Annotated in this window: 24 protein-coding genes and 2 pseudogenes; 14 read left to right on the top strand and 12 right to left on the bottom strand. The window is 67.0% G+C overall.

What is annotated here, in order from left to right; all coding sequences use genetic code 11:
- Nucleotides 1–53 precede the first annotated feature (53 nt).
- A complete protein-coding gene (locus tag KY49_RS24040; RefSeq protein WP_042587003.1) occupies nucleotides 54–968 on the top strand; it encodes a helix-turn-helix domain-containing protein in 915 nt (304 codons plus the stop codon).
- Between the two features lie 107 nt (nucleotides 969–1,075).
- Nucleotides 1,076–1,708, top strand: a complete 633-nt coding sequence (locus tag KY49_RS24035; protein WP_042587002.1) for a LysE family translocator — start codon at nucleotides 1,076–1,078, stop codon at nucleotides 1,706–1,708.
- Between the two features lie 52 nt (nucleotides 1,709–1,760).
- On the opposite strand, the gene KY49_RS24030 is transcribed toward KY49_RS24035, so the two are convergent.
- On the bottom strand, nucleotides 1,761–2,330 hold the full coding sequence (locus KY49_RS24030; RefSeq protein ID WP_042587001.1) for a hypothetical protein: 570 nt from the start codon (nucleotides 2,328–2,330) through the stop codon (nucleotides 1,761–1,763).
- Nucleotides 2,331–2,434: 104 nt separating this feature from the next.
- Nucleotides 2,435–2,893, bottom strand: a complete 459-nt coding sequence (locus KY49_RS24025; protein ID WP_006486309.1) for an Lrp/AsnC family transcriptional regulator — start codon at nucleotides 2,891–2,893, stop codon at nucleotides 2,435–2,437.
- Nucleotides 2,894–3,018: 125 nt separating this feature from the next.
- Here KY49_RS24025 and KY49_RS24020 point away from each other — a divergent pair, with 125 nt between their 5' ends.
- Both KY49_RS24020 and KY49_RS24015 read left to right on the top strand, forming a co-directional pair.
- Entirely contained in the window at nucleotides 3,019–3,756 is a 738-nt protein-coding gene (locus tag KY49_RS24020) for an AzlC family ABC transporter permease (RefSeq protein WP_010097873.1), read from the top strand.
- A complete protein-coding gene (locus tag KY49_RS24015) occupies nucleotides 3,749–4,048 on the top strand; it encodes an AzlD family protein (protein WP_010097871.1) in 300 nt (99 codons plus the stop codon). The genes KY49_RS24020 and KY49_RS24015 overlap by 8 nt, the downstream gene beginning before the upstream one ends.
- A gap of 42 nt (nucleotides 4,049–4,090) precedes the next feature.
- On the opposite strand, the pseudogene KY49_RS36140 reads toward KY49_RS24015, so the two are convergent.
- The 3 genes and pseudogenes from KY49_RS36140 to KY49_RS24005 form a co-directional block, all read right to left on the bottom strand.
- A pseudogene (locus KY49_RS36140) lies at nucleotides 4,091–4,285 on the bottom strand (SDR family oxidoreductase); the annotation flags it as partial.
- A 53-nt stretch (nucleotides 4,286–4,338) separates the two neighbouring features.
- On the bottom strand, nucleotides 4,339–4,812 hold the full coding sequence (locus KY49_RS24010) for a cupin domain-containing protein (RefSeq protein WP_042587000.1): 474 nt from the start codon (nucleotides 4,810–4,812) through the stop codon (nucleotides 4,339–4,341).
- Nucleotides 4,813–4,881: 69 nt separating this feature from the next.
- Nucleotides 4,882–5,502, bottom strand: coding sequence for a LysE family translocator (locus KY49_RS24005; protein ID WP_042586999.1), 621 nt, complete (start codon nucleotides 5,500–5,502; stop codon nucleotides 4,882–4,884).
- 93 nt (nucleotides 5,503–5,595) lie between these two features.
- On the opposite strand from KY49_RS24005, the gene KY49_RS37605 reads away from it, so the two are divergent.
- From KY49_RS37605 to KY49_RS36135, 3 genes are read left to right on the top strand one after another with little or no spacing between them, the layout of a single operon-like run.
- Nucleotides 5,596–5,781, top strand: a complete 186-nt coding sequence (locus tag KY49_RS37605) for a hypothetical protein (RefSeq protein WP_156162591.1) — start codon at nucleotides 5,596–5,598, stop codon at nucleotides 5,779–5,781.
- On the top strand, nucleotides 5,778–6,110 hold the full coding sequence (locus tag KY49_RS24000; RefSeq protein WP_042586998.1) for a type II toxin-antitoxin system RelE/ParE family toxin: 333 nt from the start codon (nucleotides 5,778–5,780) through the stop codon (nucleotides 6,108–6,110). Before KY49_RS37605 ends, KY49_RS24000 begins: the two co-directional genes overlap by 4 nt.
- A complete protein-coding gene (locus tag KY49_RS36135; protein ID WP_010100491.1) occupies nucleotides 6,103–6,435 on the top strand; it encodes a helix-turn-helix domain-containing protein in 333 nt (110 codons plus the stop codon). Before KY49_RS24000 ends, KY49_RS36135 begins: the two co-directional genes overlap by 8 nt.
- Before the next feature lie 187 nt (nucleotides 6,436–6,622).
- Here the strand turns inward: KY49_RS36135 and KY49_RS37600 are convergent, their stop codons facing one another.
- The 3 genes from KY49_RS37600 to KY49_RS23985 form a co-directional block, all read right to left on the bottom strand.
- A complete protein-coding gene (locus KY49_RS37600; protein ID WP_139253446.1) occupies nucleotides 6,623–7,177 on the bottom strand; it encodes a hypothetical protein in 555 nt (184 codons plus the stop codon).
- Nucleotides 7,178–7,501: 324 nt separating this feature from the next.
- Nucleotides 7,502–8,854 carry a pyridoxal phosphate-dependent decarboxylase family protein gene (locus tag KY49_RS23990; protein WP_042586997.1) on the bottom strand — a complete coding sequence of 451 codons (1,353 nt, stop codon included), beginning with the start codon at nucleotides 8,852–8,854 and terminating at the stop codon, nucleotides 7,502–7,504.
- 10 nt (nucleotides 8,855–8,864) lie between these two features.
- Nucleotides 8,865–9,164 (bottom strand): ArsR/SmtB family transcription factor, encoded by a 300-nt coding sequence (locus KY49_RS23985; RefSeq protein ID WP_042586996.1) that lies wholly within the window; start codon nucleotides 9,162–9,164, stop codon nucleotides 8,865–8,867.
- Nucleotides 9,165–9,215: 51 nt separating this feature from the next.
- Between KY49_RS23985 and KY49_RS37595 the strand changes: the two genes are divergently transcribed.
- Nucleotides 9,216–9,371 (top strand): hypothetical protein, encoded by a 156-nt coding sequence (locus tag KY49_RS37595; protein ID WP_156162590.1) that lies wholly within the window; start codon nucleotides 9,216–9,218, stop codon nucleotides 9,369–9,371.
- A 99-nt stretch (nucleotides 9,372–9,470) separates the two neighbouring features.
- A complete protein-coding gene (locus KY49_RS23980) occupies nucleotides 9,471–9,893 on the top strand; it encodes an NUDIX hydrolase (protein ID WP_042586995.1) in 423 nt (140 codons plus the stop codon).
- Between the two features lie 70 nt (nucleotides 9,894–9,963).
- Here KY49_RS23980 and pdxR read toward each other — a convergent pair whose 3' ends face one another.
- From pdxR to KY49_RS23970, 3 genes and pseudogenes are all read right to left on the bottom strand, one after another.
- Complete coding sequence (pdxR, locus tag KY49_RS23975; RefSeq protein ID WP_042586994.1) at nucleotides 9,964–11,439, bottom strand: MocR-like pyridoxine biosynthesis transcription factor PdxR; 1,476 nt, start codon at nucleotides 11,437–11,439, stop codon at nucleotides 9,964–9,966.
- Nucleotides 11,440–11,596: 157 nt separating this feature from the next.
- A pseudogene (locus tag KY49_RS38730) lies at nucleotides 11,597–11,737 on the bottom strand (branched-chain amino acid ABC transporter substrate-binding protein); the annotation flags it as partial.
- A 17-nt stretch (nucleotides 11,738–11,754) separates the two neighbouring features.
- Nucleotides 11,755–12,798 carry a histone deacetylase family protein gene (locus tag KY49_RS23970; protein WP_042586993.1) on the bottom strand — a complete coding sequence of 348 codons (1,044 nt, stop codon included), beginning with the start codon at nucleotides 12,796–12,798 and terminating at the stop codon, nucleotides 11,755–11,757.
- A gap of 116 nt (nucleotides 12,799–12,914) precedes the next feature.
- Between KY49_RS23970 and KY49_RS23965 the strand changes: the two genes are divergently transcribed.
- From KY49_RS23965 to dbpA, 5 genes are all read left to right on the top strand, one after another.
- Complete coding sequence (locus KY49_RS23965; RefSeq protein WP_010089756.1) at nucleotides 12,915–13,403, top strand: Lrp/AsnC family transcriptional regulator; 489 nt, start codon at nucleotides 12,915–12,917, stop codon at nucleotides 13,401–13,403.
- Between the two features lie 46 nt (nucleotides 13,404–13,449).
- Complete coding sequence (locus KY49_RS23960; protein WP_042586992.1) at nucleotides 13,450–13,719, top strand: hypothetical protein; 270 nt, start codon at nucleotides 13,450–13,452, stop codon at nucleotides 13,717–13,719.
- Nucleotides 13,720–14,204: 485 nt separating this feature from the next.
- Nucleotides 14,205–15,848, top strand: coding sequence for a malate dehydrogenase (quinone) (gene mqo, locus KY49_RS23955; protein WP_042586991.1), 1,644 nt, complete (start codon nucleotides 14,205–14,207; stop codon nucleotides 15,846–15,848).
- Nucleotides 15,849–16,155: 307 nt separating this feature from the next.
- The gene (locus KY49_RS23950; protein ID WP_010089753.1) at nucleotides 16,156–16,353 is read left to right on the top strand and encodes a hypothetical protein; all 198 of its coding nucleotides are present in this window, start codon (nucleotides 16,156–16,158) and stop codon (nucleotides 16,351–16,353) included.
- Between the two features lies 1 nt (nucleotide 16,354).
- Nucleotides 16,355–17,749, top strand: coding sequence for an ATP-dependent RNA helicase DbpA (gene dbpA / locus KY49_RS23945; protein ID WP_042586990.1), 1,395 nt, complete (start codon nucleotides 16,355–16,357; stop codon nucleotides 17,747–17,749).
- Nucleotides 17,750–17,765: 16 nt separating this feature from the next.
- Here dbpA and KY49_RS23940 read toward each other — a convergent pair whose 3' ends face one another.
- Nucleotides 17,766–18,590 (bottom strand): phosphate/phosphite/phosphonate ABC transporter substrate-binding protein, encoded by an 825-nt coding sequence (locus tag KY49_RS23940; RefSeq protein ID WP_042586989.1) that lies wholly within the window; start codon nucleotides 18,588–18,590, stop codon nucleotides 17,766–17,768.
- Between the last annotated feature and the right edge of the window lie 75 nt (nucleotides 18,591–18,665).

Genomic DNA, 18,665 nt, shown 5'->3' with positions numbered 1-18,665 from the left:
GTGCTTTCGCGTATCAACGTGTCGATTTTCTTACCTGCCACCCAGAGGATCAAATGCCCACAGCCGGTTCCCGAAAAACGCGCCTGCGCGGCGCGCGCTTCGATTTCAACAGCATCGGCGAGCGCTTGCGCGCGTACCGGATGGCCGCCGAGCTGCGCAGCGAGGACGTCGCCGAGCGGCTGAACATATCGCGCGCGGCGGTCTACAAGCTCGAACGCGGCGAGATCGTGAAGATCGATACGCTCGAGCGGCTCGCCGCCCTGTTCGGCGTGTCGCTCGCGAACCTGATGGGCGTCGAGGTCGAGTATCACGATTCGGCGATCAGCTATTTCGAGCGCATGCGGCAGCTCGAGAGCCGCTCGCTGCGCATCGTCGCGCATTTCGATCCGTTCTCGTTCCTGCTGACGTCCGACGATTACGAAGGCTGGCTGCGCCAGATGCTCGAGGAAAGCATCCCGCCGTCGCTGACCGACGCCGCGTGGCGGCAGACGCTGTCGAAAGTGATGGCGATCCTCGCGGACCGCAAGGCCGCGTTCCGGCGCGCCCCGCTGAACGTGACGAGCCTGATCGGGCTGCGCCAGATCGAGCAGTTCCTGCACCACGGCCTGGTCGGCCGCCTCGGGCTGCCGCCCGGCGTGCAGCTCGAGCGCAAACTCGCCGCGCGCCGCGAGGTGATGCGGATCGTCGCAATGCTCGAGGACGATGCGAAAGGCGTGCGGATCGGGATCGTCAGCGACAACCTGCCGAACGAGACCTTCCAGATCTTCGAGGACGACGACAGCGCGCATATCGCGGTGTCGCCGTTCCGGCTCGGCGAGCTGCCGAACGTTCGCACCGGCATCGCGACGATCACCACGTCGGCCGATGCCGTCGCCATGTATCGGAAGATGATCGACCGGCTGTGGACCGATTCCACGAAAGGGGCCGACGGCGCGAAGCTGCTCGTCGACTTGCTCGACCGGGTGTAGTGCCGCGCGCCGCGTCGCATCGACTACGAGTCGTCCCGGTTGACCGGCATCGCGCGCGTTCCTACACTGTTCTTCCTTTTGCGCCGAATCGGCGCGGAGGAACGCCCATGATCGACTTCTCCACGCTCGCGCTGTTTTCGGGCGCGTGTCTCGCGCTGACCGCCACGCCCGGCCCCGACATGCTGCTGATCGCATCGCGCAGCGTCAGCCAGGGCCGGCGCGCGGGGTTCGCGACGCTGGCGGGCATCCAGGCCGGCACCTACTGTCATGCACTGGCCGCCGCGCTCGGCCTGTCGCAGCTGTTCCTGGCCGTGCCGATCGCGTACGACGCCGTGCGCTTCGCCGGCGCCGCATACCTGCTCTATCTCGCGTGGAAGACGTTCCGCTCGGACGCGACGTCGCTCGCGCCGGACGCGTCGACCCCGCGCCGCTCCACCGCGACGATCTTTCGCCAGGGCCTGACGACGAACCTCCTCAACCCGAAGATGGCGCTGTTCGTGCTGGCGCTGTTCCCGCAATTCATCCGGCCGCAGAACGGCTCGATCGCCGTGCAGATTCTCGTGCTCGCGACCGTGCTCAACCTGGTCGGCCTCGTGGTCAACGGCGTGGTCATCGTGTCCGCGAGCCGGCTGAGCCGCCGGATCGGCGCGCGCAGGCGTCCGTCGAAACTGCCGCAGTACCTGCTCGGCGCCGTGTTCGTCGGGCTCGCCGCGCGGCTCGCGGCCGCCGGCCGGAGCTGACGCGCGCGCCGCGTGCACGTCGCGCCGGCCGCCGATTCATCGCTTCATCGCTTCACCGGTTCGCGCCCAGCGACACGCGCAGCACCTCCATCAGCCGCGTGTAGTGCGCGCGCACTTCGGCGCCGTCCACGACGTTCGCGGTCGCAAACCGCTCGTACCACGCCGGGTTCCATGCGTACGTGCCGTGCTTCGTGCGATCGCCGTTCGGCGCCTCGATGAGCGAGCGGATCCGCGCATCCTGGCCCGCGCCCGTGTGCGTCTCGAACAGCGCATGGATGTACGTGTGGTACGCGTCGTACACGTCGTCGCCGAACAGGTAGCGGTAGATGTGGAACGTGCGGTCCAGCTCGCGCTTGGCGCGGATCACGTCGTCCGGCGAAATGTCCTTCCAGTGGCCGATCCACGTGTGGAAGCACAGCAGCTGGTTGAGCAGCGGCGCGACCGCGTCGTAGAGCGCGAGCCGTTTCTCGATCAGCTTCTGGTTGGTCCACTGCACGAGCTCCAGCCGCTTCAGCCGGCGCGCGACGAGCCAGCCGAGGCAGGCCACCGACAGCGGCGTCAGCACGCCGAGCACGAGCTTGACGATTTCCAGCGAATTCCACGGATTGTTGAGTGGCGGCATGAAGGGCTCGACAAGAAGTAGCGCATCTGTCCCGACGCATGGCCGGGCGCGCGGCGAAGCGGCCTGGCCCGCCAGTTTATCCGGCGATCGTGACCGGCGCGGCGCTACGTCGGCAGCGCCGACGTAAGCTTGACCTTCTGCATCGGAATGTCGGTCTTCACGCTCAGCACGCCGGGAATGCGCGTCAGGTATTCCATCTGGAAGCGCCGGTAGTCGTCGATGTCGGCCGCCACGACGCGCAGCAGGAAATCGCAGTCGCCCGCCATCAGATGGCACTCGACGACCTCCGGCATCTGCTGGACGGCCTCGGCGAAGCGGTTCACGGATTCCGCGTCCTGCCCCTTCAGCCACACGCGCGTGAAGATCGTCAGCCCCTTGCCGACCTTCGCGGGGTTCAGCACGGCCACGTATTTCTCGATCACGCCCGCTTCCTCGAGCAGCCGCACGCGCCGCAGGCACGGCGACGGCGACAGCCCGACTTCATGCGCGAGTTCCACGTTCTGCATGCGGCCGTCGCGCTGGAGCGCGCTCAGGATCCGCCGGTCGATGGCATCAAGCTTCATTTGGCATCCAATTTCAAGAAATTCGCGTATCGCGTATTCAATGCCAAATTCTCCGAAAGAACTGGCCACAACGCAACCCGATTCGAGTCAAAAAAGCAGACAATCCTCCTCCCGAAGGAGGTGTGATGAGCAGTAGTGTTTCAACGTCGACCGGGCTGCGCCAGCAGTCCGCGTTCTTGCTGGAGATGAGCCGCGGCCTGCGTGCGTCGCTGCCCATGATGCTGGGTTTCGTTCCGTTTGCGCTGGTGCTCGGCGCGCAGGCCGCGCAGAAGGGCTTGAGCCTGCTCGAAGTGCCGATGCTGACCGGCCTGAATTTCGGCGGCGGCTCCGAATTCGCGGCCATCCGGCTGTGGACCTCGCCGCCGCACATCGCGCTGATCGTCGCGATGTCGTTCCTGGTCAATTCGCGGCACATCCTGATGGGCGCCGCGTTCGCGCCGTACATCCGGCGCTTGCCGCGCAGGCGCGCGTTCGCGGCGCTGTTCTTCATGTGCGACGAGAGCTGGGCGATGTCGCTCGCCGACGCGCGGCGGCGCTCGGCCGACCACATCAGCGTCCCGTATTACGCGGGCGTGGCCGCCGGCCTCTACATGACGTGGCTGTCGATGACGACGCTCGGCGCCGCGCTCGGGCCGACGATCGGCGACGTCGAGCAGTACGGCTTCGACATGGCGTTCACGGCGGTTTTCCTGGTGCTGCTGCGAGGCATGTGGAAAGGCATGCGCGCGAGCCGGCCGTGGTTCGTCAGTCTCGTCGTCGCGGCCGCCACGCACCTGGCCGTCCCGGGCGCGTGGTACGTCGCGGCCGGCGCATGCGCGGGGCTGATCGCCGCCGTGCTGTGGGAGCCGCGCGATGATGCCTGATTTCCATACCGTCGCGACCATCGTGCTGATGGCGTCGACGACGTACCTGTCGCGCATCCTCGGCTACGTGATGCTGCGCAACCGCACGCTCAGCCCGCGCATGACGGCGGTCATGGAGAACGTGCCCGGCTGCGTGCTGATCTCGGTGATCGCGCCGGCCTTCGTGTCCAGCCGGCCCGCGGACCTCCTCGCGCTGGCCGTCACGCTGCTGGCCGCGACCCGCCTGTCGATCCTGCCGACCGTGGCGATCGGCATCGTGTCGGCGGGCGTGCTGCGGCATTTGCTCGGGTAGGCGGACGCGGCGCGGCGCTTGGCATCTTGCAGCCTTCAATCCCTACGTCAGGTTCAGCCCGCCGTCGAGCAGCACGACCTCGCCGGTGACGTAGTCCAATGCGGCCAGCATCGCGACCGTCTGCGCGACGTCGTCCGGCTGCGCCGCGCGGCGCATCGGTGCGTGCTCGCGCCAGCGCTGCTGCGCATCCGTCCAGCCGGCGGTCAGCGGCGTGTCGACCAGGCCCGGCGCGAGCGATAACGTCGTTCAGGCCTATGACCTGATCGCGAAGGTCGCGGAAAACCTCTGTGTCATGCCTGTTCCTCGTCGCCGGGCAGATCGACGAGCGCCTCGCGCTTGCCGGCCACGTACAGGCGCTTGCCGCTTCTCGGGTAATCGCACACGTCGTGCTCGAGCCGCTGCCCGCCGACGAAAATCACCAGCGGCACGTCGCCCGTGTTCACCAGCGTATGCGCGTCGCCGCCCCGCGCGAAGCCGAGGAAATCGCCCGGCCCGACCGCGTGGTCCTGCTCGCCGATCGTCGCCGTTCCGCTTCCGGACAGCACGTAGACGAACTCCTCTTCATACCAGTGCCGGTGATACTCGGCGGACGCGTGTCCGGGCATCAGCGTGATCAGGTGCACACCGAGCTGCGTGAGCCCGGTCAGGTCGCCGATCGATTTCCGCAGGCGCACCGCGTCGCCGTTCAGCGCATGAACCGCGCGCTCCGGCTCCATGTTCGCGATATCGGCGGCCTTCAGCAGTTCACGGGGTCGTGTGGACATGGTTGTTCTCGCAAGGAGGCTTGCAACGTTTGGGGGCGGCGCAGCGTGTACGGCAATACGCCGAACGCATCAGCGCATGAACTGACGGATGCCGAGCGCGACGATCAGTGCGCCGCAGACGCGGTCGACCCGGCGTTTCGCGCGTCGATACATGGACGCGATCGCGTCATGCGACAGCACGAGCGCGACGAATCCGTACCAGCACGCGGCGGTGACGCCGACGGTCGCCAGCATCGCGAAGAACGTCGCGGGCGACACATGGGCCGGCGCGGCCGACGAGAACACCGCCGCGTAGAAAGCGATCGATTTGGGATTGGCGAGATTGGTCGCGACGCCGTGCAGGAACGCCGGACGCAGCCCGGCGGACCCGGCCGCCGCGCCCGCGCGGGGCTGCCCGGGCGCGCCCGACGCCGCGATGAGCCGCAGCCCGAACCACACGAGATAGGCGGCGCCGGCGACGCGCACGAGCGCCGCGAGCCACGGAAACACGGCGAATACGAAGCCGATGCCGAGGATCGCGCAGCTCGCCCAGAACAGGTTGACCATCACGATGCCCGCGACGAGCGCGAGCGACTCGGCGCGCGCGCCGGACGCGGCGCGATGCGCGACCGCGACGAAGTTCGGGCCGGGCATCACGACGCCGGCGACATAGACGGAAAACACCGCCGCAACGGCGGACGAGTCGATCATGCGGGACCTTCGGGCAAGGGGGAGCGAATCGTGACGGTTCAGGGTGAACGCTATTTTGCGGTATTTCGGGATAGCCCGGTAAAGGAGCGTCGCATGCTGGCCGAACGTCATCTTGCCCCGGCCGTCGAGCACGTCGAAATTGATGAACCGTGGTTGCGGCGATGGCATGTGAACGCCGAGGCGCAGCGGATCTATCCACCGGCGACTGCGATACAGCGGCTCCTGCCGCTCGCAAGCGATAGGCTGAATTGCAGAAATATCGCAAATTTGCTAACATGAAAGTTCATTGGACAATCGTCTACTACAACGAACGCGTGAAGCGTGACGTTTTCGCGTTCCCCGCCGGGATTCTTGCGAACTACCTTCGGCTGCTGGACCTGATGCAGGAATTCGGCGCAGATCTACGAATGCCTCACTCCCGCGCAATGGGTAACGGGTTGTTCGAGTTGCGTCCAAACGGTAGGGAAGGTATCGGGCGAGTGTTCTATTGCACGCATGTGGGGCGGCAAGTCGTTGTGCTGCACTCCTTCGTCAAGAAGACACAGGAGACGCCGCCGCAAGAATTGCGGATCGCCCAAGCACGTTTGAGAGAGGTGCGGAATGGCTAAGGTAGCAACGAAGCGTGTTCGCGCTGAGGGATTCGATCCGGTTCCGCATACGGCGGACGATACGGCTCGTCTGCTCGCAGATGGCAAGGTCAAGGCGGCCTATGATGCGCTGGAAGATGAATACACCGCGCTGCGCGCACTATTGGCCGCGCGGCAAGAGGCTGGACTGACTCAAGCACAGGTCGCTGAGCGCATGGGTACGACGGCGTCAGCCGTGTCGCGCCTCGAAGCATCGCTCACTAGCGAAAAGCATTCGCCCTCGTTTGCGACATTGCGAAAATATGCGGCCGCATGTGGCAAGAGGCTCGTGATTTCATTTGCTTAGGCTGTGCGAATCCAATATCTGCGAAACGATCCCTGCTCGTTATGTTCAATCGAACGCGGGAACTTGGGGCAAGGCAGAACGGTTCGTGACGGCTCAGCGTGAACGCAAATTCCGGGACGATCCGGTGGCGCGCCGCGCGCTGCGCGCCATCGTCCGAAGCCCTCCGGGTCTTTCGGTTGTTTATGAATCAAAGCGGCGGAGCGATCGTCAGCGTCGTCCCTCCGCTTACACTCGCGACGCCGCTGCCGGCACAAGCAGTGAGAAAATCAGGCTGGCTCAAAGACGTGAGCGTGCTGACGCCAACGGCGGATTGACCCTTGAATAATCCCGCGGAAATATTACCCGTTTGCGTAATGACGAAATTCCCGTTGACTGCACTACTCGAAGCGGTATAGCTGAACGTACTGGACTGCCCATTCGACCAGTGGATGATTTTCGTCGCGGGTCCGCCGCCAAGCAACATTTGGCACGATAAATTGGCGACACCTTGAGCGCTCTCGGTGGCCGAGTTGATTCCGGACACCCCCACCACGAGGCACGGCGACAGGCTTGCCGTGTCCGTCACGACAAGGTTCCGCTGGGTATTGGTCAATGCCGGATTGAATGACAACGTCTCGCTTCCGGTACAGATGACGGTTTGCGCGCCTGCCTGTTCGCAAAAACCGGTCAGGGCAACCAGCAGGAATACCGATGCGAACAGTGTTTTGATCGACGAGCGGCCACGTGCTTTTAGCGTCTTCATCACCACCTCCTGGCTTTATTAAATACTCCGTTAGCGCATTAAAATATGAGTCATTCGCGCGTAAACGAGACTAGCAGCGAGCCGAAGGTGGACAAATAATTTATTGTTATGACGATTGAGGGTGGCACCAGTTCCGATCGATATTCATTAATTCCCGAAAAATATAATCCATCGAATTGAACCGGGAGATCAATTATTACGAATTGCGCGAGACCTTGATTAATAGCGGGACTGTGCGTGTTGGCGAAACTCCGATGGCCGGCGTCGGCCGACCGGCAGCACGGCGGACGGACGTTCGGCCCGCCCGCCGTGCACCCGCCCGGCTTACGCCGCGTGCCGCTCGTACAACCCTGCCAGCAAATCAACGAGCCGATCAACGTGCGCTTCCTCCGTGCGCCACGACGACACGCTGATCCGGAACGCCGGCCGCCCCTGCCACACGGTCGGGCCGAACCACACCTCGCCCGACGCCTGCGCGGCCTCGCGGATCGCAACGGTCTGCGCGTCCGTAGCGGCGCGCACCAGCACCTGGTTGAGCACGACCCGGCTCAGCACGTCGTAGCCGGCCGCACGCAGGCCCGTCGCGACGCGCGACGCCAGCGCACAATGCCGGTCGATCATCGCGGCGACGCCGTCGCGGCCGAGCGCGCGCAACGCGGCCCAGATCGGGATGCCGCGTGCGCGTCGCGAGAACTCGAGGTTGAGATTCATCTGCGCGTCCCGTTCTGCGCTCGAATACACAGCGGCGGCGTTCATCGCAACGGCGAGCGCGTCGGCGTCCCGGCAGATCACCATCGCGCCGTCGTACGGCGTGTTGAGCCACTTGTGGCCGTCGGTCGTCCAGCTGTCCGCGCCGTCGATGCCGTCGGTCAGCGCCGCCTTCGACGACGCGCGCGCCCACAGGCCGAACGCGCCGTCGACGTGCACCCACGCGCCCGCCGCCTTCGCGCGCGGAATCAGCACGGCGAACGGATCGAATTCGCCGGTGTTCACTTCGCCGGCCTGCATGCAGAAGATCGTCATGTCGTCGAGCGGCGGCAGGCGATCGGGGTCGATGCGCCCGTGCGCGTCCACCGGCGCGACGACGATGCGCTTCATCCCGAAGCCGAGCACTCGCAGCGCCTTCTTGACCGTGATGTGCGCGAGCGCCGAAATCACCACCTTGACCTCCGGCGCGCCGATCAGGCCGTCGCCCTCGAAGTCCCACCCCTTGCGCGCGAGCAGCGCGCGCCGCGCGGCGGCGATCGCGACGAGCGTGCACGCGGTCGCGCTGGTGCCGAAGCCGACCGCGCTGTCGCGCGGCAGATCGAGCGCATCGACGACCCAGCGCGCCGCCTGCCGTTCGATCGTCGCAGCCACCGGCGAGTTGTCGAACGACGACGCGCACTGGTCCCACGCGAGCATCAGGCGCTCGGCCGCCGCGGCGGCCGGCAGTGCGGCGCCGATCACGAAGCCGAAGTAGTTCGGGCCGTTCGACGCGACGGTCGCGGGCGAACCGGCGCCGTCGAGCAGCCGGAGCACGTCGTCGGCCGGCTTCCCGCGTTCGGGTAGCGGCTCGTCGAAGGCGGCCAGATTCGCCAGCGCGGCGGCATCCGGAAACACGCGGCGCGTATCCACCGACGTCAGATAGGCGTGCGCGCGCCGGTCCGCGTCCGCCAGCAGGGCAAGTTCATCCATGTGGGTTCTCTCAGAGTTGCGACAGATCGCGGCTCAGCCGCTTCAGCGCGGCGTCGATCCGCTTGTAATAGGTGAATTTCCCGAGCCGGGTCGCGCGCACCAGGCCGGCATCCGCGAGGATCTGCATGTGACGGGTGGTCGTCGCCGGCGCGATGCCGAGCTTCTCGGTGATGAACGTGCAGCACACGCCGACTTCGTCGATGTCGGCATGCACCTGCGGCGGGAAATGCTTGCTCGGGTTCTTGAGCCAGCGCATGACGGCGAGCCGGCTTTCATTGGCAAGGGCGCTGATGCGGGTTACGTCGTCCATGGATGCTCGATCGGCTGCGTTGAACGTTTTGAATATTAGCTAAATGACAAAATGTTTGCAATCGACGACGGGCAAAGCGGCATGCGCATCCGGGAGTCGTATCAGTCCAAAGGCCGCGCCTTGATCCACTGGAACAACCGCACGCGCGGCGACACGATCGCCAGCGCCGCCGGGCTTCAGCACGCGGCGATTCTTTCCTTCCGGTAACGGATCCGGCACCGTCATTTCGTCACTACGCGACGCCAAGGCGTGTCATGATTGCCGCTGTCGTCCATCGCAGTCCGCATCGATCGCCCCGCAGCAATCATGAGCTTCCGCCCCGACGCCGCCGCCATCATCCGGGAACGCGCGACCATCGTGTGCCGGCAAGGCACGCGCATCCTGCTCGTCGCGCGCAGGCCGTCCCGCTGGTCGTTGCCGGGCGGCATGGTCAAGCGCCGCGAATCGCCGCTCGCGGCCGCGCATCGCGAATTGTGGGAGGAAACGGGACTGGTGAACCTGCCGGTCGCCTACGCGTTCCAGTTCGGCGGACTGGCGAAGCTGCACCACGTGTTCGTCGCCGACGTCGCACCCGGCGCCATGCCCCGTGCCCGCAACGAGATCGCGCATTGCAGCTGGTTCGAGCCGTCCGCCGTCGCGTCGCTGCCGACGAGCGTGTCGACACAGACCATCGTCGAACTGGTGAGCGGCCACACGTTCGCTCGCCTGGCGAACGTCGCGGCCTTCTGATTTCCCCGTCGGCCCATCGCGCGCGACGCCGGCCAGGAAAGGGCGCGGCGTGCAGGCGCGACCGGTCTCGTCAGCCCGCCGCCGCGAGCGCGATCATGTCGCCGATCCGCCGCGCGAGCCGGTCCATCTGCGCGGCCGGCACGCCGCCGTATCCGAGCACGAGACCGTTGTAGCCCAGCTCGGTGCCCGGCATGCAGAACGTCGACAGCGGGCGCAGGATCAGCCCGTGCCGCTGCGCGACGCGGCTGAGCTCGACATCCGCCACCGGCACGTCGAGCCGCGCGGACAGGTGCATGCCGCCGGCCCCGCCCGACACCGTCAGGTACGCGCGCAGATGCCGCTCGAGCGCATCCTGCAGCGCGGCGCGCCGCTCGTCATACAGCCGGCGCATGCGCCGCAGGTGGCGCGTGAAGTGCCCGGCCTCGATGAAGTCCGCCAGCGCCCGCTGCTCGACCGCGCGCCCGTGCAGCATCAGCGCGCCGGCCGTCTCGCGCAGCGCACGCGCGAGCGCCGGCGGCGCGACCAGGAAGCCGATCCGCAGCGCCGGAAACATCACCTTGCTGAAGGTGCCGAGATAGACCACCGGCGCGTCGTCGGCGAGGCCCTGCACCGCCGCGAGCGGCGCGCCGTGATGACGGAACTCGCTGTCGTAGTCGTCCTCGACGATCCACGCGCCGGCCGCGCGCGCCTGCGCGACCAGCGCGAGCCGCCGCTCGAGGCTCATCACCGCGCCGAGCGGATACTGATGCGACGGCGTGATGTAGATCAGCTTCGGCGGGCGATCGCGCCAGTCCTCCGCGCGCGGCGCCAGCCCTTCGGCATCGACGCCGATCGGCGCGACGCGCAGGTCAGCGGCCAGGAACGCATTGCGCGCGCCGTGATAGCCGGGGTTCTCGATCCATGCGGTGTCGCCCGCATCGGCCAGCGCGCGGGCGCACAGGTCCAGCCCGTTCTGCGTGCCGTCGGTGACGACGATCTGCTCCGCGCCGCAGCGCACGCCGCGCGACACGCGCAGGTAGCCGGCGATCGCCTCGCGCAGCGTCGCGTCGCCCGCCGGGGACTGGTAGCCGAGCTGCACGGGCCCGGCCTCGCGCCATGCGCGCTCGACGCAGCGCCGCCATTGCGCGAGCGGGAATTCGTCGAGCGCGGGCGTGCCGGGCACGAACGGCAGCGATTCGTCGATGCCGTCGGCCGCGCGCACGACGTGCGCGACGCGCCGCGACAACCGCACGGCATCGCCGCCCGCGCCGGCCGTCTCGACCGGCGGACGACGCAGCCCCACGCGCGCGACCACCGTGCCCTGCCGCGTGCCGATCACGAAGCCTTCCGCGGCCAGCCGCTCATACGCGTACAGCACCGAATTGCGCGCGATGCCGAGTTCGTCCGCCAGCGTGCGCGACGGCGCGAGGCGCGCGCCTTCCGCGATCCGCCCGTCGAGAATCGCGGTGCGCAGGCACGCGTACAGCCGATGCTGCTGCGACATCCGCGCGGGGCCGTGCCGCGCGCCTTCGCGTTCGACCATCGACAGCAATACGCCGTAGTCCATCGTGGCTCCAGGATTCGTGTTAGACATGGGTCTACACATGGTGCCACGATTTTTCTTATTGGAAACGCCAGCGCCGCTTCCGCTCACGCCGAAGGCGGTGACATTTCCACGCCAACGAATCACATCCGGACGATGGCGAGCAGCACCTTCTTCCCCGCCCGTTCTCGCTGTCCTTGCCGAGGTGCGCGATCGCGCCGGTCAGCGGCGCCACGTGACCGATGCGCACGATTTCGTCCGCGTGCGCGGACAGCGCGCAGGTCACAGCGGCGTTTGCGGCAGTTGGGGACCGCCTTTGAATCCGTCAGCGCAGAACGATCACGCGCGGCCTTCGAACCCGAGCAGCACGTTCACTGCGTTGATGCCGATCTCGTCGACCATGTAGCCGCCTTCCATCACGAACAGCGTCGGCAGGTTCAGGCGCGCGAGCGCCTCGCCGATCCGCAGGTAGTCCTGCGAGCGCAGGCGGAAGTGGCTGATCGGGTCGTGCTCGAACGTGTCGACGCCGAGCGACACGACGAGCATGTCGGGCGCATGCGCCGCGATCGCCGTCGCGGCGCGGCCGAGCGCTTCGTCGTACGTGCTCCAGAGCGTGCCCTTCGGCAGCGGCAGGTTCAGGTTGAAGCCGACGCCGGCGCCCGTGCCGCGCTCGTCCGCGTAGCCGGAGAAGTACGGGTACGACACCGACGGCTTGCCGTGGATCGACACGAACAGCACGTCCGGCCGGTCGTAGAAGATGTCCTGCGTGCCGTTGCCGTGGTGGAAATCGACGTCGAGCACGGCAACGCGCGCCGCGCCGCGCGCGATCGCGTGCTGGGCCGCGATCGCCGCGTTGTTCAGGTAGCAGTAGCCGCCCATGTATTCGCGGCCCGCATGGTGGCCGGGCGGACGGCACAGCGCGAACGCCGCGCGTGCGCCGGGTGCGCCATTGGATAGCAGGTCGGCGCCCGTCAGCGCCGAGTTCGCGCTTGCGCTCACCGCGCTCCACGTGCCGGCGTTGATCGGCGCGCCCGCGTCCATCGCGTAGTAGCCGAGCTTGCCGTCGATGAACGCGGGCGGCGTCGCGGCGGCCGGCATCGCACGCACCGGCCACACGAGCGGCAGCGCCTGGCAGGTGCGGCCGGTCGCGCGCCATTCGTCCCACGCACCCGCGAGGAAATCGACATAGCGCCGGCTGTGTGCGCCGGCGTAGCTCGCACGGTCGAACGGCTTCGGCGCGATCACGTCGCCGAGGCCGGCGGCCCTGACTTGCGCGAGCACCGTTTCGGCGCGTTGCGGGTTTTCGAACGAATCGGTGATCGCGCCGTCCTTCAGTTCGACGCCGCGATGCAGTTGATGATCGCTGCTGTAGATCGTGAGCATGGTTGACCGTTGCGATGAGGGCGAGCAACAGTTTATTGACGGCGCACGGCAATAGCTTTGCTTTCCGCTTGCGCCTTTCGTACACTTTTGAGAAATCCGCCTACGGAATCTCGAAAATGAGCAAAAATCGCGCTTCGGCTGAACTGGACGGCGTCGACCGCGCGATGCTGCGCCTGCTGCAGGAAGACGGTGCGCTGTCGAACGCGACGCTCGGCGAGAAGCTGTCGCTGAGCGTCACGCCCTGCTGGCGGCGGCGCAAGCGGCTCGAGGACGAAGGCGTGATCACCGGCTATCAGGCCAACCTCGACCGGCGCGCGCTCGGCATGAACGTGTTCGCGTTCGTGCTCGTCACGTTCAACATGCACTCGGACAAGGATTCCGATCACTTCGAGAACGTGATGCGGCGTCACGACGAAGTGCTGTCGTGCCACAAGATCACGGGTGCGGCCGACTACATCCTGCAGGTCGTCGCGACGGATCTCGACGCGTACGCGGAATTCGTCGAACACGTGCTCAGGAAGCAGGCCGGCGTCTCGTCGATTCAGTCGAGCCTCGCGCTGCGCGAGGTGAAGTTTTCGTCGCGCGTGCCGGTGCCGGAGGAATGAGCGGCGGCGTCACGACACCAATCCTCATTTCACGGAGCACAAACCTATGAAGCGTTTCATCCCGTCAGTCTCGCTGGCAGCAGCAATCGTGTTCGCATTGAGCGCATGTGCTGCACAACCGACTCCGCCTGCGCAGGCGTCCGCACCGATCGTCGGCGCCGACCGCGATGCGCACGGCTGCATCGGCTCGGCCGGCTATGCATGGTGCGAACAGACCAGGCAGTGCGAGCGGCCGTGGGAGCTCGCGAAGCAGAAGGGCTTCGCGAATTCGGCGGAAGGGTTCGCCCAGTTTTGCGGGAGTGGTTCAGGCAAGTAAGCAGGTTGCGCATCCGTCCCCGAATGCGGCCGGAAAATCGGCCGCGACACCCTCTCCGTCACGTCGAATCCCTACCTGCCCGAGCCCCCATTCCGGAAACCCGGACACGCAAAAAACCCCACGAAAACAAGGCTATTTTCCGCGTGCGACACGGCAATCGAGTTCGGTTATATTACGCGCCCCTTGCCACCCCGCCCCCGGCGAAAGCGTCGCGTGCGGCCCGTTCCGCCGCAGCCTGAAACCCCAACCGCTCAGGCTTGCCGCAAGGGCCTCGGCGCAATGCGCGCCCACGCGACGCAGGTGATTGCGTGCCTGCCGCGAGTCGCTCCGAAGGTCTCCTTCGCACCGGCTTCGCGTGCGCAAATGCAACGTCCGCCCGCGCCAATCCGGAATCCCGGATTCGCGATCCGGATATCCGGATGCGTGTATCGCCCCGGCCGGACGGCGTGGCAAACCGATGCATCCAAGTTGAAAAGGGATCTGCTGTGATCAAAACGTTACGGGTAATGCTGTCAGGGCTCGCGCTGTGCGTAGCCGCGTCGTCCGCGCATGCGGCGGATACGAAGAAGGTCGACGTCCTGCTGGTGGGCGGCGGCATCATGAGCTCGACGCTCGGCGTCTGGCTGCACGAGCTTCAGCCGGACTGGTCGATGATGATGGTCGAGCGCCTCGACGGCGTCGCGCAGGAAAGCTCGAACGGCTGGAACAACGCGGGCACCGGGCACTCGGCGCTCGCCGAGCTCAACTACACGCCGGAGAAGCCGGACGGCAAGATCGACATCTCGAAGGCCGTCCAGATCAACGAATCGTTCCAGATCTCGCGCCAGTTCTGGGCATGGCAAGTAAAGCAGGGCGTGCTGAAGAACCCGCGCTCGTTCATCAATTCGACGCCGCACATGAGCTTCGTGTGGGGCGACGACAACGTCCGCTACCTGAAGAAGCGCTATGAAGCGCTGCAGGCGAGCCCGCTGTTCCGCGGGATGCAGTACTCGGAAGACTACGACCAGATCAAGCAGTGGGTGCCGCTGATGATGGAAGGCCGCGACCGCAAGCAGAAGGTCGCGGCCACGTGGACGCCGATCGGCACCGACGTGAACTTCGGCGAGATCACCCGCCAGTTCGTCGGCTACCTGCAGCGCCAGCCGAACTTCTCGCTGTCGCTGTCGAGCGAAGTGCGCGAGATCAAGCGCAACGCCGACGGCACGTGGCACGTGTCGTGGGTCAAGCTGCACTCGAACGAAGCGCCGCAGGACGTCGACGCGAAGTTCGTGTTCATCGGCGCGGGCGGCGGCGCGCTGCACCTGCTGCAGGCATCGGGCATTCCGGAAGCGAAGGACTACGGCGCATTCCCGGTCGGCGGCTCGTTCCTCGTGACGGACAACCCGGAAGTCGTGAAGCAGCACCTCGCGAAGGCATACGGCAAGGCGTCGGTCGGCTCGCCGCCGATGTCGGTGCCGCACCTCGACACGCGGATCATCGACGGCAAGAAGATCATCCTGTTCGGACCGTTCGCGACGTTCTCGACCAAGTTCCTGAAGAACGGCTCGTACTTCGACCTGCTGACCAGCACCAACACGCACAACGTGATGCCGATGATGCGCGTGGGCGTCGACGAATTCCCGCTCGTCGAATACCTGGCCGGCCAGCTGATGCTGTCCGACGACGACCGCTTCAACGCGCTGAAGGAATACTTCCCGAACGCGAAGAAGGAAGACTGGCGCCTGTGGCAGGCCGGCCAGCGCGTGCAGATCATCAAGCGCGACCCGGTGAAGGGCGGCGTGCTGAAGCTCGGCACCGAGATCGTCAGCGCGCAGGACGGCAGCATCGCGGGCCTGCTCGGCGCATCGCCGGGCGCGTCGACCGCCGCGCCGATCATGCTGAGCCTGCTCGAGAAGGTGTTCAAGGACAAGGTCGCGACGCCGGCATGGCAGCAGAAGATCCGCCAGATCGTGCCGAGCTACGGCACGAAGCTGAACGGCAACCCGGCGAAGGTCGCTGAAGAGTGGGCCTACACGAGCGACGTGCTGCAGTTGTCGCCGCCGCCGAAGATCGACGTCACCGCGCCGGCGCACGCGGCGCCGGACGCACCGGCGCGGCCCGCGAAAGCCGCGAACGACATGGCGCTCTGATGCGCTGAGCGGCACCATGCGTGATTCGAACGGCCATCCGCGAGGATGGCCGTTTTTACTTGTGCGGGCCGCGCCCCTGCCGCCTCGTCTCGCGCACGTTCGCGGCACGCGCGGTATCCGCTAGAATTGCGCCACGCGCGATTCTGCGATCGCGCCCCGATCCATCATCCACCCCGACGAGCCATCACGCGAACGGCCGCACCGCGCCCCGCCCTTTCACGCGGACGCCGCGCGCCACGACCGCGCAATACCGGCGCCCTCACCCGACACGCCGGGGCGCCCAACCGAATTCAGCTGGAGAATGACCGTGTTTACCTGCCGAAACCAGAGCTGCGGCACGCAGTGGGAAGAATCCGACGTCGTCATCAAGGACGAAGGCCAGGGGCTGCTGTTCCGCTGCCCGCTGTGCGGCGCGCGCAATTATCTCGAGCGCTTCGAAGCCGAAGACGGCACCGTCGTCTACGAACAGATGGAAGGCCGCCCTTACCTCGGAGACCTGTCCTGACATGAGCCAACCGACCGCCACGCCGTTCAGCACGCTGCCGCTGACGCCCGCCACGCTCGCCAATCTCGCGCAGCTCGGCTATGCCGACATGACGCCGATCCAGGCCGCGAGCCTGCCGATCGCGCTGGCCGGCCACGACCTGATCGCACAGGCGAAGACCGGCAGCGGCAAGACCGCCGCGTTCTCGCTCGCGCTGCTGGCGCGCCTCGACGCGCGCCGCTTCGACGTGCAGGCGATGGTGCTGTGCCCGACGCGCGAGCTCGCCGACCAGGTCGCGCAGGAAGTGCGCCGCCTCGCGCGCGCCGAGGAAAACGTGAAGGTGCTGACGCTGTGCGGCGGCACGCCGATGCGCCCGCAGACGCAGAGCCTCGAACACGGCGCGCACATCGTCGTCGGCACGCCGGGCCGCATCATGGACCACCTCGACCGCGGCAACCTCGCGCTCGACGCGCTGAACACGCTGGTGCTCGACGAGGCGGACCGGATGCTCGACATGGGCTTCTTCGACGACATCGCGAAGGTCGCGCGGCAATGCCCGCCGACGCGCCAGACGCTGCTGTTCTCCGCCACGTACCCGGACGGCATCGCGAAGCTGAGCCAGCAGTTCCTGCGCAATCCGAAGGAAGTGAAGCTCGCGGAGCGACACGACGACAGCAAGATCCGCCAGCGCTTCTACGAAGTGACGGAAGACGAGCGGCTGCATGCGGTCGGCCTGCTGCTGAACCACTATCGCCCGGTCAGCACGATCGCGTTCTGCAACACGAAGCAGCAATGCCGCGACCTGCTCGACGTGCTGCACGCGCAGGGCTTCCACGCGCTCGCGCTGCACGGCGAGCTCGATCAGCGCGAGCGCGACCAGGTGCTGATCCAGTTCGCGAACCGCAGCTGCTCGGTGCTGGTCGCGACCGACGTCGCCGCGCGCGGCCTCGACATCGCGCAGCTCGAGGCGGTAATCAACGTCGACGTGACGCCCGATCCCGAAGTGCACGTGCACCGCATCGGCCGCACGGGCCGCGCGGACCAGGACGGCTGGGCGCTGAGCCTCGCGAGCATGGACGAGATGGGGCGCGTCGGCGGCATCGAGCAGGCGCTGAAGCGCGAAGTCGAATGGCATCCGCTCGCCGAGCTGAAGGCCGACGCCAACGAACCGCTGCTGCCGCCGATGGAAACGCTGCAGATCCTCGGCGGCCGCAAGGACAAGATCCGTCCCGGCGACGTGCTGGGCGCGCTGACGGGCGACGCGGGCTTCAGCGGCGCGCAGATCGGCAAGATCAACGTGACCGAGTTCTCGACGTACGTCGCGGTCGAGCGCGGCATCGCGCGCGACGCGCTGCGCAAGCTCAACGCGGGCAAGATCAAGGGCAAGCGAGTGAAGGTCCGGCTGATGGACGAGTGACGCCGGGCGGGCTGCTTCAACCCAGCGCCGGGTAGCCGAGCGCCGCGGCCTCGGTCGCGAACCGTTCGATCGCCGCGTAGTCATCCGGCGCGAGGCGCTCGAACCCGCGCAACCGCAGCACGCGCGCGCGCTCGGCATCAACCGCGACGGCATAATCAAGCGCGTCGCGCAGCAGCATCGCCTGCGCAGCGCCGAGCGCGCGCGACGCGATCAGCGGCAGGCCCGGCGCCGGCGCGGTCAGGCCGATCGCGCGCACGCCGTGCAGCAGGCCGGGCAGCGCGTCGCGCACGTAGGCGAACGTCACGCAATCGATCGCCGCGCAGTCCGCTTCGTTCTCTCCCAGCGCACGCAGCACGTTCAGATGCGAACCGAACGGCGCCGCCGACGCGAAGAAGCGCCCGCCGCGCGCATGCGGCGCGACCGCATGCCGGAACGCGTTCATCCCGCTGTGCGAATCGTCGCCGTTGTATGCGGCACGCAGGCCGCGGCACGCGGCGAGCGTCGTCGCGCCGCGCGCGTGCGCGCGCGCCGACACGACGAGCACGCTGCGATAATGCGCGCCTTCACAACCTTCCACGTCGAAAGCGGGCGTCGCGATCAGGCGCACGGCATCGCCGAGCCCGAGCATCCGGTACGGATACCCGCAGGTCTGCGACAGCAGCAGATCGTCGCGGCGCCAGAAGGACGGCAGCTCGCCGAACGGTTCGTCGCACAGCGCGACGCCGGCCGGCCCGCCCGCGTGCGCGAAGGCGTCGAGCGCGTCGCGCAGCAGCGCGCGCCACAGCGCGGCGTGGCGCGGCGTCACGTTGTACATCGGCAGTCCGGCGATCCAGCGGCTCATCCGCGCATTCTACGCAGGATCGTTTGTCCCGGCGCCCGAGATAAGCAAATGCGAATCCATTGATTGGCCGGCCGG

The sequence above is a fragment of the Burkholderia sp. MSHR3999 genome, assembly GCF_000833595.1.
GTDB lineage: Bacteria > Pseudomonadota > Gammaproteobacteria > Burkholderiales > Burkholderiaceae > Burkholderia > Burkholderia ubonensis.
The sequence above is the reverse complement of the archived record's forward strand: the minus strand, read 5'-3'. Positions and strand labels throughout refer to the sequence as shown.

Bases quoted from the DNA above. Each gene is read 5' to 3' on its own strand.
- KY49_RS24040 (WP_042587003.1), top strand. From the start codon at position 54: ATGCCCACAGCCGGTTCCCGAAAAACGCGCCTGCGCGGCGCGCGCTTC.
- KY49_RS24035 (WP_042587002.1), top strand. From the start codon at position 1,076: ATGATCGACTTCTCCACGCTCGCGCTGTTTTCGGGCGCGTGTCTCGCG.
- KY49_RS24030 (WP_042587001.1), bottom strand. From the start codon at position 2,330: ATGCCGCCACTCAACAATCCGTGGAATTCGCTGGAAATCGTCAAGCTC.
- KY49_RS24025 (WP_006486309.1), bottom strand. From the start codon at position 2,893: ATGAAGCTTGATGCCATCGACCGGCGGATCCTGAGCGCGCTCCAGCGC.
- KY49_RS24020 (WP_010097873.1), top strand. From the start codon at position 3,019: ATGAGCAGTAGTGTTTCAACGTCGACCGGGCTGCGCCAGCAGTCCGCG.
- KY49_RS24015 (WP_010097871.1), top strand. From the start codon at position 3,749: ATGCCTGATTTCCATACCGTCGCGACCATCGTGCTGATGGCGTCGACG.
- KY49_RS24010 (WP_042587000.1), bottom strand. From the start codon at position 4,812: ATGTCCACACGACCCCGTGAACTGCTGAAGGCCGCCGATATCGCGAAC.
- KY49_RS24005 (WP_042586999.1), bottom strand. From the start codon at position 5,502: ATGATCGACTCGTCCGCCGTTGCGGCGGTGTTTTCCGTCTATGTCGCC.
- KY49_RS37605 (WP_156162591.1), top strand. From the start codon at position 5,596: ATGCTGGCCGAACGTCATCTTGCCCCGGCCGTCGAGCACGTCGAAATT.
- KY49_RS24000 (WP_042586998.1), top strand. From the start codon at position 5,778: ATGAAAGTTCATTGGACAATCGTCTACTACAACGAACGCGTGAAGCGT.
- KY49_RS36135 (WP_010100491.1), top strand. From the start codon at position 6,103: ATGGCTAAGGTAGCAACGAAGCGTGTTCGCGCTGAGGGATTCGATCCG.
- KY49_RS37600 (WP_139253446.1), bottom strand. From the start codon at position 7,177: ATGAAGACGCTAAAAGCACGTGGCCGCTCGTCGATCAAAACACTGTTC.
- KY49_RS23990 (WP_042586997.1), bottom strand. From the start codon at position 8,854: ATGGATGAACTTGCCCTGCTGGCGGACGCGGACCGGCGCGCGCACGCC.
- KY49_RS23985 (WP_042586996.1), bottom strand. From the start codon at position 9,164: ATGGACGACGTAACCCGCATCAGCGCCCTTGCCAATGAAAGCCGGCTC.
- KY49_RS37595 (WP_156162590.1), top strand. From the start codon at position 9,216: ATGTTTGCAATCGACGACGGGCAAAGCGGCATGCGCATCCGGGAGTCG.
- KY49_RS23980 (WP_042586995.1), top strand. From the start codon at position 9,471: ATGAGCTTCCGCCCCGACGCCGCCGCCATCATCCGGGAACGCGCGACC.
- pdxR (WP_042586994.1), bottom strand. From the start codon at position 11,439: ATGGACTACGGCGTATTGCTGTCGATGGTCGAACGCGAAGGCGCGCGG.
- KY49_RS23970 (WP_042586993.1), bottom strand. From the start codon at position 12,798: ATGCTCACGATCTACAGCAGCGATCATCAACTGCATCGCGGCGTCGAA.
- KY49_RS23965 (WP_010089756.1), top strand. From the start codon at position 12,915: ATGAGCAAAAATCGCGCTTCGGCTGAACTGGACGGCGTCGACCGCGCG.
- KY49_RS23960 (WP_042586992.1), top strand. From the start codon at position 13,450: ATGAAGCGTTTCATCCCGTCAGTCTCGCTGGCAGCAGCAATCGTGTTC.
- dbpA (WP_042586990.1), top strand. From the start codon at position 16,355: ATGAGCCAACCGACCGCCACGCCGTTCAGCACGCTGCCGCTGACGCCC.
- KY49_RS23940 (WP_042586989.1), bottom strand. From the start codon at position 18,590: ATGAGCCGCTGGATCGCCGGACTGCCGATGTACAACGTGACGCCGCGC.